The following is a 15,980-nucleotide window of genomic DNA, read 5'->3' as shown; positions in this document are numbered from 1 at the left end:
TATGAGCAATTAATTCGGATAAAGTGTAGCCCAGATCACATTTATGCCTCAATGGCGATCCCCGCCCTGTGGTGATTAAGGAATAAACTCGTTAAGTTAACACTGTTGCGTTGCTAAGCACGAAATACTGACAACAGACCGCAACAGCGTGATAAGCGAATAAAACCGCTTGGAATGCTTATTTTTGTCAGTGAACCTATTTCAGGCCGCGGTTTTAGCGCCTGTGATAACCAAAAAAATTTCTTATAAGCCAACATTCAGGGAATAGCTATGCAGATTGGTGTTCCAAAAGAGAGGCTCGTTAATGAAACGAGGGTAGCTGCGACACCTAAGTCGGTTGAGCAGCTTATCAAGCTCGGTTTTGACGTCGTAGTAGAGAAGGGTGCAGGTGAAAAAGCAAGCTTTGAAGACACTGCGTACGAACAAGCTGGGGCGAACATTGTTGATACAGATGCTGCCTGGCAGTCTGACATCATCTTTAAAGTTAATGCACCAGGCGTGATTGAAGAGACAGGCCAAGATGAAGTGGCATTGCTGCAAGCAGGCACCACCTTGGTGAGCTTTATTTGGCCCGCTCAAAACGAAGAATTACTCGAACGTCTGTCAGCGCAGAACGTGAATGTGATGGCCATGGATGCGGTCCCACGTATTTCGCGTGCGCAGTCATTGGATGCGCTAAGTTCGATGGCGAACATCGCCGGTTATCGTGCGGTGGTTGAAGCAGCGCATGAGTTTGGCCGCTTCTTTACCGGACAAATCACGGCGGCGGGTAAAGTACCGCCTGCGAAAGTGTTTGTCGCGGGGGCTGGCGTTGCTGGGCTAGCGGCGATTGGCGCAGCCGGTAGCTTGGGGGCGATTGTCCGTGCTTTTGATGTTCGTCCTGAAGTGAAAGAACAAGTCGAGAGCATGGGCGCGGAGTTTCTAGAAGTCGACTTTAAACAAGACAACTCAGACAGTGGCGATGGTTATGCCAAAGAAATGTCTGACGAGTTTAATCAGGCGGCGGAAAAGCTTTATGCGCAGCAAGCAGAAGATGTCGACATTATCGTCACGACCGCACTGATCCCTGGTAAGCCAGCGCCCACGCTGATCACCAAAGAGATGGTTGACAGCATGAAGCCGGGCAGTGTGATCGTCGATCTCGCCGCAGCCAATGGTGGCAACTGTGAGTACACGGAAAAAGACCAAGTGATCACCACGCCCAATGGTGTAAAAGTGATTGGTTACACCGATATGGTCGGCCGTTTGCCCACCCAATCGTCACAGCTTTATGCGACTAACTTAGTCAACCTCACCAAACTGCTTTGCAAAGAGAAAGACGGCAACATCCAGATTGATTTTGATGATGTGGTCGTGCGCGGCGTTACCGTGATCAAAGAAGGCGAGGTCACCTGGCCTGCGCCACCGATTCAAGTCTCTGCGCAACCCAAAGCAGAGCCTAAAGCAGAACCCGCTCCTAAGCCGGCACCCAAAAAAACCTCTCGTGCGACCAAGTATGGCCTGATGGCCGCTGCCGCAGGGGCGTTCGGGTGGATTGCCAATTATGCCCCCAGTGAATTCCTCTCACACTTTACCGTTTTCGTACTGGCCTGTGTGGTGGGCTACTACGTGGTATGGAATGTTACTCACGCGCTGCATACCCCGCTGATGTCCGTGACCAATGCGATCTCAGGCATCATCATCGTTGGGGCGTTATTGCAGGTAGGACAAGGCATTGGCTTTGTAACCTTCCTTGCTTTCATTGCCGTGTTGATCGCCAGCATCAATATATTTGGCGGCTTTACTGTTACAAAGCGCATGCTTGAAATGTTCCGTAAAGGGTAAGGAGAAAGAATGTCTGAAGGATTGGTACAAGCTGCGTATATTGTCGCTGCGCTTTGTTTTATTCTCAGTTTGGCTGGGCTATCAAAGCAAGAGTCAGCGCGCGCAGGCAACTATTACGGGATTACCGGGATGGCGATCGCTCTGGTTGCCACTATTTGGGGGCCGGAAGTGCAAGGTGTGGGCTGGATTATTCTGGCCATGGTCATTGGTGGCGCGATCGGTATTTATTACGCTAAGCGCGTAGAAATGACAGAAATGCCTGAGCTGGTGGCGATGCTACACAGTTTCGTGGGTTTGGCTGCGGTATTGGTGGGTTTTAATACCTACATCGATCACCCGCCGCTGACGGGCGCGATGCTTAATATCCACTTGGTTGAGATTTTCCTCGGTGTCTTTATCGGTGCGATCACTTTCACCGGATCGATTGTCGCCTTTGGTAAGCTACGTGGCGTGATTTCTTCTAAGGCTTTGATGTTGCCACATCGCCACAAGCTTAACTTGGCTGCTGTCGTTGTGTCGTTCCTGTTGCTAATCAGCTTTGTTAACGCAGAAGGTTCAACAGCGGCACTGCTGATAGTGACTGTGATTGCGTTAGCGTTTGGTTATCACCTAGTGGCCTCGATCGGTGGTGCAGACATGCCCGTGGTGGTATCGATGCTGAACTCCTATTCAGGTTGGGCCGCCGCTGCAGCTGGCTTTATGTTGGCAAATGATCTCTTGATTGTGACAGGCGCGCTAGTGGGCTCATCGGGGGCGATTCTGTCTTACATCATGTGTAAAGCGATGAACCGCTCTTTCATTAGTGTGATCGCCGGTGGCTTTGGCTCTGATGGCACTGCGTCTTCTGGTGATGACGAAGTCGGTGAGTATCGAGAAAGCACAGCCGAAGAAGTTGCCGAAATGCTGAAAGAGTCTAACAGCGTCGTCATCGCCCCAGGTTATGGCATGGCGGTTGCGCAAGCCCAATACCCTGTTTACGAGGTGACAGAAAAACTCCGGAGTATGGGGATTGAGGTGCGCTTTGCGATTCACCCTGTTGCGGGTCGTTTACCAGGCCACATGAACGTCTTGTTGGCTGAGGCCAAAGTGCCTTATGACATTGTACTGGAGATGGATGAAATCAATGATGACTTCCCTGACACAGATACGGTTTTGGTCATTGGTGCCAACGATACGGTAAACCCTGCGGCGACGGACGATCCATCGAGTCCCATCGCTGGCATGCCGGTCCTTGAGGTTTGGAACGCCAAAAATGTGGTGGTATTTAAGCGCTCAATGAACACAGGTTATGCCGGGGTGCAAAACCCGCTGTTCTTCAAAGACAATAGCAGTATGCTATTTGGGGACGCGAAACAAAGCGTTGAAGCGATCTTTAAAGCATTATAAATGACGYCTATTGATTGGTGGCGTTGCCGAAAAGAGCCAGTTTCGACTGGCTCTTTTTTTTCGCCACGTCTTTTGGCGTGACGGAGAGTGCCGGGCGCGGCCTTGGAACTTACACGGCACTGACATTTTGATAAAAATTGATGGTAAGCTTGCGATCATGCGAATTCTGCTGCTACTCATTCTCACATTGACTGGCTGGCCAACCTTGGCCGCGAGCACGTTCTCGGAACAGATGACTGCCTTTCGTGCGCAGTTATTGCTTGCCGATCCCGTTGCACGCTATAACCTGATTGGTATTAACCGTGCGTTCCCTCGTGTGCTGCTTAGCCCCGATAGCTTGTTGCCGCAGAGCGCTAATTATCCTTTAAAAGATATTCGCCGCCTTTATCAAGCTGCACAAAAATGCCAAGGCCCGTGGCCCGTCAATCCGAAGGTGACAGAGCCGTTGGTGTTCACGCGAGCGATGTGTAATAACACCCAGCTTCCGGTGGCATGGTTCTCTCGGTCTGGCTTTATTCATCCCGGTGGGGGAAGTTACGCGGCAAAATATGCAGAGCAATTTCCTGAGCGGCGCAGCGAACTAATGCGTTTTTTTCATATTCAAGAGCGGCCTCAAGCAGAACCAGACAGCTTGTTGGGACGATTGCAGCGGATGGAGTCTAATGCTGTTGATGCCTTAAACAGCGGCGCTAAATCGTTAATCAGTCAGAATGAGATGTGGGTGCGCGTTGGCAGTTATTACCATTTATACCAAGCTTCGCAATGGCAGCCATTACTGGCCGAGTTTGATTTAAGGATCACCCCTCGTGGGGAGCAAGATTTCTGTTTGGCGCGAGTGGGCAACATTTGTTGGAATGAGGAAAAAGCGCCCAGTTATTGGCCCTACTTGGTCGGAGCATTAATCGTTATCAACCTTGTGGCACTGGGTGGTTGGGCGTTTAACCGTTGGACGGTGCAGCGCCGGTTGATGCAAGAGCGTATGCTGGTGTTGCAAATTCTCACCCATGAACTGCGCACGCCGATTGCGAGCCTCTCCATGACAGTGGAGGGCTTTCGGCGCAAATTTGATAGTTTACCCGATGATTTTTATGAGGAGTTCCGCCGGCTTTGCGAGGATTCGCGACGCCTAAAACAATTGGCAGAGGCAAGTAAAGATTATTTACAATCCAACCAGAAACCTCTCAGTAAAGAGACGATCCCTTCTGTTGAAGAGTGGTTGGGTTATATTTGCGACGAGCACCAAGTTACGTTACACGTAAGCCAAGATGGTGCCGTGCGAGCGAATGTTTATTGGTTAGCAACATCGTTGAACAATTTGATTGCTAATGCGGTCAAATATGGCGTTGCACCCGTCGATGTTCATGCTCACGTGTCTGAGGATCGTTTTACGATCGCGATACGCGATCAAGGGGAACTCACGGCCAAGGACTGGAAACACATACGTAAACCTTTTGTCAGCCAAAGTGGACTTGGACTGGGGCTGACGATTGTAGAATCCATGATTGAGCGAATGGGAGGGAAGTTAATTTTATCTGGCCCACCCACCACATTTACTTTGGAGATTCATTGTGACGCAAGCGACGTTACTTCTGGTTGAAGATGATGCCAACCTGGCTGATGGTTTACTGGCAAGCTTGGAACAAGCAGGCTACCGCTGCTTATATGCAGAAAATGCGACAAAAGTGGCCGAATTATGGAGAGATGCCGATCTCGTGATCCTCGATCGCCAATTGCCAGAAGGCGACTCCATTGAGTGGCTAGCGGATTGGAATAAGCTTAAAACCATTCCTGTGATTTTACTGACGGCCATGGTCTCGGTGCGCGATCGTGTAGGCGGCCTGGACTCCGGCGCCACAGACTATATCACCAAACCCTTTGCGGAGGCCGAGTTGCTTGCGCGCGTGCGTGTGCACCTTCGCCATCCCGTGGGTGAGGTGGAAGTCTCGAGCGATGACCTCATTATCAATGATGTGCGTATTGATACCGCGAGCCGAGCGGTATTTTGTGGCGAAGAAGAGATGACTTTGACACGAACTGAGTTCGACCTTTTACACTTTTTGGCCAAGAATGCGGGACGGGTATTTACGCGTGATGAACTATTGGATCAAGTGTGGGGCTACAACCATTATCCCACAACTCGCACCGTCGATACGCACATATTACAGCTGCGGCAAAAGCTACCTTCGGTCAATATCGAAACCTTGCGTGGCGTTGGCTACCGTATGAAAGCATGATGAAAAAGTGGGTCGTTTCTGGAACATTACTGACGATTTTGACTGCAAGTGGTGTGCATGCAGCATGGTTTGATGGCAATGATGCATTAACCAGTGCCCATCAGCGCCTGTTAGAGGGGAAAACCGCGGCCAGTGTCGAATCGATGATTGAGGCGTGGCAACAGCCCAGTCTTTCAGCGTCGCGTCAGGATCATCTGGCTCAGTTATTGGCACTGGCCATTACTGAAGATTGTGGCCGTAGTTTGAGTCGTCAGACGTTGCCGGATTGGCTGAATAATGTCTCCATTCGTCGAGAAACGGTGCAGACTACCAGTCGCGTTTACTACCGCGTCCAAGTGGCGGGAGAGTCGCAGCCTGGCGTTGAGGCGTTTACACTGAAAAAATGGCCGGACGAAACCGTCATCAGTGACGATTTATCGACAGAGCAACAACATCGCTGGCGCCTTGTGAAAGATGGGCTATCAGAGCCGGTTTCTGAAGGGCTTTACCAGTTAACCGCTGAGTCAGTGGCGGGAGAGACATGGTCTAGTTGGTTATTGCTGACACAACCTCAGCCGCGTCAAACGCTGAGCTGGAAAGACACCCGCAGTTGGCACATTGCGCCTTTTGATGATTTTAACTCAACCTGCCAGCGTCCTTTTTTGACGCTTAATCTTTATCCGCAAAACCAAACTGATGGCGCACCGATTTGGTCGGCAGAGAAGCACAAACGACTCCCGACTCAGTTACCCATGCTGGATGTACCTAATGGACAGTATTGGTTCAGTGTTGCCTTGATTGAGCGTCGCTGGCAAGGCGCGTTATCGATAGAAGAAGTACAGCGCATCGGGCGTGCGATTGATCTGCCGGACTTGGACCCTGGCTCACTTGAGGCGATTGCGCCTGAGGCTGATAATCAGTAAAACGACGTTTAGATGTGTCGTAGTTTGATAAAGCTCACAGGTTTTAGTGAACGCTCTCCACCCATTGGGTTTTGCCTCTATTCTTGCTTTTAGTAGCGAGACAAACAATATAGAGGCCGCTCAATGACTTTTAAAACGAAAGCACTTGTTCTAGCGTTAGCCACGTGCTCTGCCAGTGCGATGGCTGCAACCAATCCCACCGATGCGCGCGGCAATGCGATGGGCGGAGTGGGTGTCGCATCGGGCGACTACCTCTCTGCTGGCTTTCATAATCCTGCTTTGGCGGCGCTTGACCCTGACAGCGCGTTTGGTGTCCTCGTGCCTTATCTTGGCGCTGAGGTGCGTGACCCTGATGAGCTGGTTGATGGGCTTGATGATGTAGCGGATGCGTTTGATACCAATGATGCCAATCAAATTGAACAATCATTGAGAGCGGTGCAAGGCGATAAAGCGTATCTCAATGCAGGCGTCGGTGCCGCAGTCGGCATTCCTACTGGCTCTGTCTCGGCCACCCTTTATACCTCAGGGTTGATTGAAGGCGCGGTGTTACCTGATATCGACACCAGTGATTTTGGTGTCACTTCCAACCCCAATTCAACTGCGACCATTATTGCCGCGGGTATTGGTGAGTTAGGGGTCGCGTTGGCCACTAACCTCGAGCTCGCGGGTCAGCGAGTGGCGGTGGGCGTGACGCCGAAACTACAGAGAATTACCACCTATAATTACGGTGTCGCGGTCGACGATTACGATACGGATGATTGGGATGATAGCCGCTACCGAGAAGAAGAAAACACGTTTAACCTTGACCTTGGCGCCGTCTGGCAGTCCGGCCCTTACCGGGTGGGGCTTTCAGGTAAAAACCTTGTTAGCCAAGATGTTGATACTGTGACTAGCGCGAGAACAGGTCACAGTTTCACCTATGAACTTGAGCCGCAAGTCACGCTGGGTTCAGCCTTTGTATCTGACTTTGTCACCCTCGCGGCGGATTTGGATTTGAACAAGAAAAAGGGCTTTAAAGGTACCCTGGATGTGGACGATGACACCCAGTTTTTCCGTGTTGGGGCAGAGTTTGATGCCTTTGGTCATGCGCAGTTACGTACCGGTTATCGCGCGGATCTTGAAGATAACGTCGACAATGCGTTTACGCTCGGTGTAGGGTTGTCTCCCTTTGGTGTGGCCAACTTCGATATTGCTGCCAGTATTATTGATAGCGACAGTTATGGCGGATCGGCTCAGCTGGCATTCACATTCTAGCCCTTTATTGATGATGACAAATGATGAGGCAGGCCCTAAAATGGCCTGCCTTTTTTGATCACGATTTACCACCAAGAGAGTTCCCTATGTTTGATGGCGTCACGTTAAACCATGAACAACAGCAAGAAGCGGCAGAGCGCATTCATGCACTGATGGCAGAAGGGATGAGCAGTGGCGAGGCCATTATGCACGTTGCTAATGAAATCAGAGCGCAAGCGGCGCAGGCATCTTCGTCTGAAGAGTGAGACAAGCTGCAAACAAATCGCCTTTTTATTTACAATTCCGCCAATCCCTGATTTATTTAAAGGAGATCAGTAAAAGGAGTGTCGGATGAGCAATCGGCTTGAAAAGGCGCGCGAGTGGGCGAGGGTGCGGCACGCACTGCAACGTTATGGTGCCCAGCCTTATCGTTGTCACCTTGATCATGTTGAGCGCATTGCCGCGCCCTTTGGTGAGCAAGCACGCATTGTGGCGCAATTGCATGACATTTTGGAAGATACCGCCACACGTGTTGACGAGATCTCAGCACTTTTCGGCCCAACGGTTGCCAGAGCTGTCATGCTCGTGACGGATCCCCGACGGCCAAGCCGGGAAGAGAGAAAGCGCGCATTGAACCAGCGTTTGATCGCGCTCGATCCGAGCGATGAAGCTGCGTGGCTAGCATTAGTGGTAAAAACCTGTGACCGTTTAGCCAATGTGATTGCCAGTAGTGAGCACAGTCCGCCGCGTTTTTTACAATATCAACGCGAGCATGGAGGCTTCCGGGTCGCGGTGTATCGGCCAGGGTTATGTGATCACCTCTGGCGTGAGCTTGATGGCTTGATTGATGCCGGCCAACAAGCAGACCGGCATCCAGATCATCAACTCCACGCATCCATCTCTTGACTCAGGCTAAGCTCGACACGCTTTTCTCTTCAATTCCCAAGACTATCAATCAGATATCGAGGTCATAAATTGTCGGAATCGGTTGACGTTTGTGCTGCGTGGCTTGGTAAACCTGTATGATTTTCTCCTTAACTGCGTTATCGACAGGCTTGCCCTCAAGAAAATCATCTATTTGCTCATAGGTCAGCTGTAGCGCATCTTCATCCGCTTTTTGCGGCGATAAGTCCTCTAAATCAGCGGTGGGCGTTTTATGCACCAAGATGTCTGGCGCCCCCAATGTGGCCGCGAGTTGACGAACCTGGCGCTTGCTTAAACCAAAGAGCGGCGCAAGATCACACGCACCATCGCCGAACTTGGTATAAAAACCCGTGATGTTCTCAGCTGAGTGATCGGTACCGATGACCAGCCCTTGGGTTAATCCTGCTATTTCATACTGTGCCACCATTCTTGCGCGTGCTTTGACATTGCCTTTAGCAAAATCAATACGGCTATCACTATCGGGCAGTAGGCCAACGGCAGATACCGCGTCTAAAACCGATTGGTGGTTACCATCGACACCCGGCTTAACGTTTACTGTGACGGTTTTACTCGGCTTAATAAAAGACAGTGCGAGTTGCGCTTCGTCTTCGTCTTTTTGTTCGCCATAGGGCAACCTAACCGCAATGAATTGATAGTGGTCGTTGCTTGCTTCTTGGTTAAGCTCTTCAACGGCTAACTGTGCCAGTCGTCCACATGTCGACGAATCGACACCACCACTGATACCTAACACGAGGCTACGTGTCCCTGAACGTTGCAACATGGTTTTGATAAAAGCGATGCGACGACGGATCTCTGTCTCGGGATCGATATTCGGTTGAACGCACATGGCTTCGCGGATCTGGTGTTCCATCTTATGTTCCTCTCAATCACTCTGGCATACGATGTAAATGAAGACGCTATGAGGTTATTGTGCATGATCTCTGTTGGCTTGGGTATAGCGCGAGTGAATCTCCTCACGTTGATGGCGACAGGTTAGGCTTTTGGTCAGATTCATGGCATCATCTCCCGTAATCCCTAAACGCGAGAATGACTTGGCGAAGAGCGTATAATGACAGAGCAAATAGCCGTATTTGGCAGTGCATTTAATCCACCCACTCAAGGTCACGCGTCTGTTTTGGCGCAATTGTGTCATTTTGACAAGGTGCTGCTAGTGCCAAGTTATAAACACGCATGGGGCAAAATGATGGCACCTTACGAGACACGATGCGGGTGGGTACAGGCATTGATTAATGATTTGCGCTTACCGAATCTACACGTGTGTCAGCGAGAGGCGTCGTTAGGGCAAAAAGGTGACGCTGTCACGACATACATGCTGCTTTCCGCGTTACAGCGCGATTACCCTGATGCAGCACTCACGTTCGTCGTTGGCCCTGATAATTTGCTCAAATTTGGCCAATTTGCGCATAGTGCGCAAATACTCTCTCGCTGGTCAGTCTTAGGGATGCCTGAGACGGTGGTGGTGCGTAGTACACATATTCGTGAACGACTGGCGCAAGGCTTACCGATTGATGATCTCACCACACCCAGTATCGCAGCACAGCTGAGCGAGACGGTCTTTTGTCGCTAACGGCCTATCGGTGCGTTTTCAAGAACACGCGCGTTTAGCGTTCAAACACACAGGCATAGCGGGTATACAGGGTGTCAGCGTCGGCTGTGGAGAGTCCGGCCGACTCAGCCGCGCGCTGCGGTGTTTTACCGGACTTTATCGCTGCTCTGAGTTGTCGAACGGTAAAATACTCTTGCAGTTGTGCAATGGTTAGCTGGGTGAGTGCTTGTAATTGGTAGTGTTGCGCCGCGCTCACCGGTGGCTGACCTGTTTGGGCGCACGTCACACAATCTACCAGCGCTTGCGTGGGCGCATCGAGTTGTTGCGTCGGAGCCAGGTGCATGATTTGGTCAAGCAGCACGGCTTGAATGTGATGCGATTGCTGTGCCGTTAATACAGATGCTGTCGGCGTGCCAAGTTCCATCAAGCCAGCGGTCAGTAATGGAGGCAAAACAACATGCCCCACGCGCTCAGGGAGAGAGTGTTGTGTGCGTGGTGATACGGCCAATTGGTGTAAACGGGTATCGGGCGTGATGGTCAGTGCGTGAAGGCACTCAAAAGGTAGCCAGAACCCCTGACCGGCATAGACAGGGATATCTGTTTTTCCTAAGCGAACAAGCACCAAACCGTCCTCAACATAAAGCAGGTTCGCTGTGTAGCGACGTTTTCGAGGGGTGAATATCAATGAGGGTGTGTGATAAAGAGTGTATTCGCTCGTGTTCTTCATAACCGTGTCTCGATGTAATAAGGCGGCAATGGTGAGCACTTTTGTTGGCGAGGTCAAGTCAAGGACGGCAAGTGGAACTCTTAACCCGCTTGAAGGTCTGACCTCCAACCTGTGTAAAATTTCGGTGGGTTCACTTTGAATCCTTTGTTGACTGCGTAGAATGGCGCGGTTTTTACTCGATATAATGGAAGAAAGTGCAGACAGTTAACGATCCCTATCAAGAGATTCGTCCTTATCACGACGACGAAGTTCCCAGTGCGATTCAGCGTCTCATCCAAGATGATGAGTTCATTAATGCGATCTTGTCTTATCGCTATCCACATGCGTCTGGCCCACTTGGTTGGCTTTTAAAGCCAGCGCTGAAATTGTATCTAACCAAAAAGTGGAACAACATCAAAACAGTGCAGGATGTTCAACTGCATGTTGCCAGTTACATGCGCAAGATGATTAAAACAACGTGCGACAAAGTCACGGTTTCAGGCATAGAAAAGTTGGATCCGAATAAAGCGTACCTCTTTGTCTCGAATCACCGAGATATTGCCATGGATCCCGCGTTAGTAAACTGGTGCTTGCACCAGCAAGGGCTTGATACCGTGAGGATTGCCATTGGTGATAACTTATTGCGTAAGCCGTGTGCGACCGAGCTGATGAAGCTCAATAAAAGCTTTATCGTCAAACGCTCTGCCAAAGCACCACGTGAAATGATGAAGTCGCTATCACAGCTTTCTTCCTATTTACGCTTATCGCTGGATGAGGGGCAATCTATCTGGATTGCTCAGCGTGAGGGGCGGGCAAAGACCGGTCAAGATGTCACGGATCCGGCGATCTTAAAAATGTTCTTCATGGAAGGGCGAAAACGTAAGCAAGCGTTTGATGCCTATATGGAGGCACTGAATGTGGTGCCTGTGGCTATCTCTTATCAAAATGATCCGTGTGATGTGGACAAAGCGACTGAATTAGATGCGGTCAACCGCCTTGGCGCCTACGAAAAAAGCGAGTTTGAAGACATTCAAACCATTGTGAAAGGGATTGTCGGAGATAAACGGCATGTGCACGTGGCGTTTGGTGAGCCTGTGACGTTGTCACAAGACTCGCCCGAGTCAATGGCCGCGAAAATTGATGCGCAAATCCACCAGTTATACCGTTTATACCCCGCAAATTATATTGCCGCTGGGGTAGAACATGACAGTGTCACGCCAGCAGAGCAGCGCTTATATGAGCAAAAGCTTGCTCAGGCTCCCGACGCGGCACGTGATTACTTGCGCCAAATGTACGCAAACCCGGTACTCAACCAATCAAAGACGGTGCCAACCTCCAATACGCCAACCAGCGGTCTCACTGCTGAGCAGCGATAAGTGACGGCGTCACAATTAAGGGCGATCCCAAGTCGGGGGATCGCCAATTTCTTGCAGCATAAAGTCGACAAACTCTCTCACTTTGGGCGCGAGATGCTTGCGTCTTGGGTAAACAATGTAAATGGGTAACTCAAGACAAGGCTTCCATTCAGGAATGAGCTCAATAAGCTCGCCTTTTTCTATTTCCTCGTTGATAAGGTAAGTAGCTAAATAGGCAATGCCAAGTCCCGCCTTTACCGCCTCTAGCACAGCGGGCGCGTTATTTATTGTGTACTGTCCGCTAACATGCACCACTTGCTCTATGCCCGCTTTTACAAACGGCCATTTATCATAGCGGCGTTCACGGCTTTGATAGGTAATGCAATCGTGCTGACGCAAATCACCCAGTTGTTGTGGTGTGCCTCTCGCTTCTAGGTAGCTGGGTGCCGCGACCAGTTTAAATTGGCAATCAGCCAGCTTTCGCGCCACCATGCCTTCAGGAGGATGTTCATGGATCGCGACCCAGCAATCATAGCCTTCCTCGACGAGGTTAGGGCGGTGGTCAAAAAGGTTAATGTTAAGATTAAGCGCGGGATAAGCTTGGCGGAATTTAGCGAAGTGGCGCGTCATTAATGTATTGCCAAACGACTGTGCGACCCCAATTTTTAGTTTTCCTGTCACTTCATTCCGATAGCCTGCCACCATTGCCTCAGCTTCATCCAACGTGGCGATCAGTTGGCTACCGTATTCTGCATATCTGTTGCCTACTTCGGTAAGCGATACGGAACGCGTGTTGCGCTGCACCAACTGCACACCGAGCCGATCCTCTAAATAGCGAACCTGTTTACTGACCTGGGACTTAGAAATTCCTAGTTTTTCTGCTGCGCGAGTAAAGTGCTGCTCTTGCGCAACAGCCGCTAGCACAACGATTTGTTGAAGGTAATCGAGCATTCTACGCACATCCATTTCATCAATAGGGTGAGACTACCACATAACGTCGGCTGTCAGGAATGTGTGTGACAATGTCACGCATTTTGTTCGTCTAGGGTGGTCATCTATGCTGCCTCGAATCTATTTTATTAAATGCGAATATGTTGTGACATCGACACTTCTATGAGAACACGACTTTTTGCCTTTGTAAGCGAAAGATGATCACCTTACCTTCATTATCACGATAATCATTACAACATACAAAATATTGTTTTATATGTAAAAATAATGACTGTTTCTCTGAGTAGACACTTAACTTTTAGAGTTGTAAGTACTCACTCTTGTTTGTGTTGTAAACTTACACGTCACCATTGTGCGGCGCTACGCCTTGTTTATCTATTAATTTAATCGATTCATTTAATCGAAATGTCTTGTTTTTGTTCATTGTTCTATTCGCATACACTCATAGCAGGAGGTGAGCAATGATTGAGTTGATCAAACAGTTTTTTTTGTTGGGCTGTATGTCCTTTGGTGGGCCCGCCGCCCATGTGGGTTATTTTGAGCGGGTTTTTGTCAAAAATAAGCGATGGTTAAGCGAAGAAACATTTGCTTCGGGTCTGGCAATCAGTCAGTTTTTACCCGGTCCGGGAAGTAGCCAGTTAGGCATGTATATTGGCTATCAGCGTGCAGGGTACCTGGGGGCGTTCGGCGCATTTGTGGCGTTTACCTTACCTTCCTTTGCCTTATTGACAGCAGTGGCGGTACTAAACAGTAGCGCGCAGGCAGCAGACTGGGTGGCAACGATCATCAGTGCGGCGAAGTTATTGGCGGTGGTGGTCGTCATTGATGCGACGGTGTCGATGGGTAAAAAGTTTGTCAGCTCGTGGGTGACTGCCGCTGTCGCAGTTATAACGGCATTGTGGTTGTTACTGACGCCTTCAGGCGTGTTGTACCAAGTTCTGCCCATTTTGGTCGCCGGCATGATTGGCGCAATAGGGTTTGCAAAACCGCAACAGAGCCACACTGCCGTGTCTATTGCGTGGCGTCGTAGTGCCATTATTATTGGCCTGTTTTTATTATTGCTAACGGTGCCTTGGTTGTTTAACCAGACACTTTGGGTACAAGTGTTTAATCTTTTCTATCAGGCAGGGAGCTTTGTGTTTGGTGGTGGCCATGTCGTGCTACCTTTACTTGAGCCCATAGTTGGTGACGTTGTCACAGATTCTGCGTTGATTGAAGGGTATGCGGCGGCACAGCTTGTGCCTGGCCCTATGTTCACGATGGCGAGCTACCTTGGTGCCAGTATTGATGGCTTGTCACCGCTTTGGGGCAGTATTATTGCCACTATCGCGATTTTCTTGCCTGGCGCGTTGCTGATGTTTGGTGTTTTACCTATCTGGGAGGCGGTGAAAACGCAGCCTCGTTTAGCCGGTGCGATCAGCCTCATTAATGCCAGTGTCGTGGGGTTACTCGCTGCCGCGCTTTACCAACCTGTATGGGTGTCTGCCTATACGCAACCCCTTGATTTATTGCCGATAGCGCTAGGTTTAATGGCACTTGTCAAGTGGCGTGTTTCAGTGTTTTGGTTGCTCCTATTGATGATGGTGTATCAGTTTATCCTCGCGTAATACGCGCCCAATTTTGTAGCCCAGCCATGTTCTGGGCTACATTTTGGCATTATAATGCACTATAACTTTAGTAGTTGTTCGAAAAAAGCTCAGTCACATCTGTCAATGTAGCTAAGCTTTATTCATCAATTGGTGAGGATCAGGCTTGGAACTGCCAGGGTTGGCGACTGCCCGTATCAGAGGCTGTTTGTGCCAGCTCAATGGCATAGATAACTTTGCTGGCGGAGATAGGGCAAACAGGCGAGGGTTGGTCATTTGTAATTGCCTGAGCTAACCCGTCGAATAGTCGATGGTATTGGCCATCTTCTAAGGTCAAGGGATCAGGTGTGACGCTGTCACCAATCTCAAGCATTCCCTGATACGCTTGTTCTCCGAAACCGGAGACGGTGACCATTAAACCGGCGCGTAGTTGATCCTCTTGGATATCTAAACCAAACGTACTAAAGGTCGCTTTTTCACCATGAACAACAAAACGCTCTGTGGTCCCAGATCGATAGGGGCTTGAGGAGAGAACCACCTCTTTGTCTGGGTAATGCAGGGTGACTTGAAAGTAATCTGTCGTCTCACTGCCTGGGCGGAGTGCGCGGCAACTGGCCGAAACCGCATTCGGATCCCCTAATAAGTGCAGTGCTTGGTCAATTAAATGTGAGCCCAAATCATACAAGATACCAGCGCCTTCACCTGGTTGCTCACGCCACCGTTGACGAACCTCTGGGCGGTAGCGATTAAAGCTAGAGTGCATGACTTTGATGTCACCGAGCTCGCCTGCAAGATGTAAGCCTTTCAGAGTGAGAAAATCACCATCCCAGCGGCGGTTATGGTAGGGGCACAATACTAAGCCTTTCTGTTTAGCCAGCGCGGCCAGCTCAAGGCCATCACGACTATTGGTGACAAAAGGCTTTTCCACTAAGACATGACAACCGGCTTCTAATGCTTGTTTAACATGTTGGTAGTGGAGATGGTTGGGCGTGGTGATCACCACCAAATCCGGGGTTTGTTGTGCTAATAAGGTGCTGAGATCATCAAAGCAGGCCGCTTTAGGTAACCGTTGTGCAACCTGATCGGGTTTACTGGACACGACAGCTGAGATAGCAAACTCAGAGATTGCGCTCAGAAAAGGAACATGAAATGTATTGGCAGAAAAGCCAAAACCCACCAAAGCTGTTTTTATCATAAAGCTCACTCGCATTGACGACGTATTATCAGCACTTTATCGGACATCGACATGCCAATCAATCCAAGCGAGATGAGGAGTGATAACGCGTCGCTGTTAAATGCGCCAAGGCATACA

Annotated in this window: 15 protein-coding genes; 11 read left to right on the top strand and 4 right to left on the bottom strand. The window is 49.9% G+C overall.

Annotated elements, in window-relative coordinates; genetic code table 11:
- Positions 1-270: 270 nt before the first annotated feature.
- From BZG20_RS11990 to BZG20_RS11955, 8 genes are all read left to right on the top strand, one after another.
- Complete coding sequence (locus tag BZG20_RS11990; protein WP_046075872.1) at positions 271-1,824, top strand: Re/Si-specific NAD(P)(+) transhydrogenase subunit alpha; 1,554 nt, start codon at positions 271-273, stop codon at positions 1,822-1,824.
- A gap of 9 nt (positions 1,825-1,833) precedes the next feature.
- Positions 1,834-3,210 (top strand): Re/Si-specific NAD(P)(+) transhydrogenase subunit beta, encoded by a 1,377-nt coding sequence (gene pntB / locus BZG20_RS11985; protein ID WP_046075871.1) that lies wholly within the window; start codon positions 1,834-1,836, stop codon positions 3,208-3,210.
- Positions 3,211-3,367: 157 nt separating this feature from the next.
- On the top strand, positions 3,368-4,807 hold the full coding sequence (locus BZG20_RS11980) for a DUF3404 domain-containing protein (protein ID WP_046076074.1): 1,440 nt from the start codon (positions 3,368-3,370) through the stop codon (positions 4,805-4,807).
- Positions 4,779-5,444 carry a response regulator transcription factor gene (locus tag BZG20_RS11975; protein WP_046075870.1) on the top strand — a complete coding sequence of 222 codons (666 nt, stop codon included), beginning with the start codon at positions 4,779-4,781 and terminating at the stop codon, positions 5,442-5,444. The genes BZG20_RS11980 and BZG20_RS11975 overlap by 29 nt, the downstream gene beginning before the upstream one ends.
- On the top strand, positions 5,441-6,346 hold the full coding sequence (locus BZG20_RS11970) for a DUF2861 family protein (protein ID WP_231637471.1): 906 nt from the start codon (positions 5,441-5,443) through the stop codon (positions 6,344-6,346). The genes BZG20_RS11975 and BZG20_RS11970 overlap by 4 nt, the downstream gene beginning before the upstream one ends.
- 123 nt (positions 6,347-6,469) lie before the next feature.
- Positions 6,470-7,600, top strand: coding sequence for a conjugal transfer protein TraF (gene traF, locus BZG20_RS11965; RefSeq protein ID WP_077579156.1), 1,131 nt, complete (start codon positions 6,470-6,472; stop codon positions 7,598-7,600).
- Between the two features lie 86 nt (positions 7,601-7,686).
- Complete coding sequence (locus BZG20_RS11960; RefSeq protein WP_077579155.1) at positions 7,687-7,845, top strand: YoaH family protein; 159 nt, start codon at positions 7,687-7,689, stop codon at positions 7,843-7,845.
- An 85-nt stretch (positions 7,846-7,930) separates the two neighbouring features.
- Complete coding sequence (locus tag BZG20_RS11955; RefSeq protein WP_046075867.1) at positions 7,931-8,485, top strand: HD domain-containing protein; 555 nt, start codon at positions 7,931-7,933, stop codon at positions 8,483-8,485.
- Positions 8,486-8,534: 49 nt separating this feature from the next.
- Here the strand turns inward: BZG20_RS11955 and nadE are convergent, their stop codons facing one another.
- Positions 8,535-9,374, bottom strand: coding sequence for an ammonia-dependent NAD(+) synthetase (nadE, locus tag BZG20_RS11950; RefSeq protein ID WP_077579154.1), 840 nt, complete (start codon positions 9,372-9,374; stop codon positions 8,535-8,537).
- A gap of 198 nt (positions 9,375-9,572) precedes the next feature.
- On the opposite strand from nadE, the gene BZG20_RS11945 reads away from it, so the two are divergent.
- The gene (locus BZG20_RS11945; protein ID WP_046075865.1) at positions 9,573-10,091 is read left to right on the top strand and encodes a nicotinate-nicotinamide nucleotide adenylyltransferase; all 519 of its coding nucleotides are present in this window, start codon (positions 9,573-9,575) and stop codon (positions 10,089-10,091) included.
- Between the two features lie 34 nt (positions 10,092-10,125).
- Here the strand turns inward: BZG20_RS11945 and BZG20_RS11940 are convergent, their stop codons facing one another.
- Positions 10,126-10,797: a hypothetical protein gene (locus BZG20_RS11940; RefSeq protein ID WP_077579153.1), complete on the bottom strand. Its 672-nt coding sequence runs from the start codon at positions 10,795-10,797 to the stop codon at positions 10,126-10,128.
- A gap of 194 nt (positions 10,798-10,991) precedes the next feature.
- Here BZG20_RS11940 and BZG20_RS11935 point away from each other — a divergent pair, with 194 nt between their 5' ends.
- Complete coding sequence (locus BZG20_RS11935) at positions 10,992-12,152, top strand: 1-acyl-sn-glycerol-3-phosphate acyltransferase (RefSeq protein ID WP_077579152.1); 1,161 nt, start codon at positions 10,992-10,994, stop codon at positions 12,150-12,152.
- A 15-nt stretch (positions 12,153-12,167) separates the two neighbouring features.
- On the opposite strand, the gene BZG20_RS11930 is transcribed toward BZG20_RS11935, so the two are convergent.
- Entirely contained in the window at positions 12,168-13,082 is a 915-nt protein-coding gene (locus BZG20_RS11930; protein ID WP_046075863.1) for a LysR family transcriptional regulator, read from the bottom strand.
- Positions 13,083-13,543: 461 nt separating this feature from the next.
- On the opposite strand from BZG20_RS11930, the gene chrA reads away from it, so the two are divergent.
- Positions 13,544-14,689 carry a chromate efflux transporter gene (gene chrA / locus BZG20_RS11925; RefSeq protein ID WP_077579151.1) on the top strand — a complete coding sequence of 382 codons (1,146 nt, stop codon included), beginning with the start codon at positions 13,544-13,546 and terminating at the stop codon, positions 14,687-14,689.
- A 139-nt stretch (positions 14,690-14,828) separates the two neighbouring features.
- On the opposite strand, the gene BZG20_RS11920 is transcribed toward chrA, so the two are convergent.
- The gene (locus tag BZG20_RS11920; RefSeq protein WP_046075860.1) at positions 14,829-15,863 is read right to left on the bottom strand and encodes a Gfo/Idh/MocA family oxidoreductase; all 1,035 of its coding nucleotides are present in this window, start codon (positions 15,861-15,863) and stop codon (positions 14,829-14,831) included.
- Between the last annotated feature and the right edge of the window lie 117 nt (positions 15,864-15,980).

The organism is Salinivibrio sp. IB868 (genome assembly GCF_001995655.1).
GTDB classification, from domain to species: domain Bacteria; phylum Pseudomonadota; class Gammaproteobacteria; order Enterobacterales; family Vibrionaceae; genus Salinivibrio; species Salinivibrio siamensis.
Note: the sequence above shows the minus strand (reverse complement) of the source record. Positions and strands in the feature narration are given on the sequence as shown.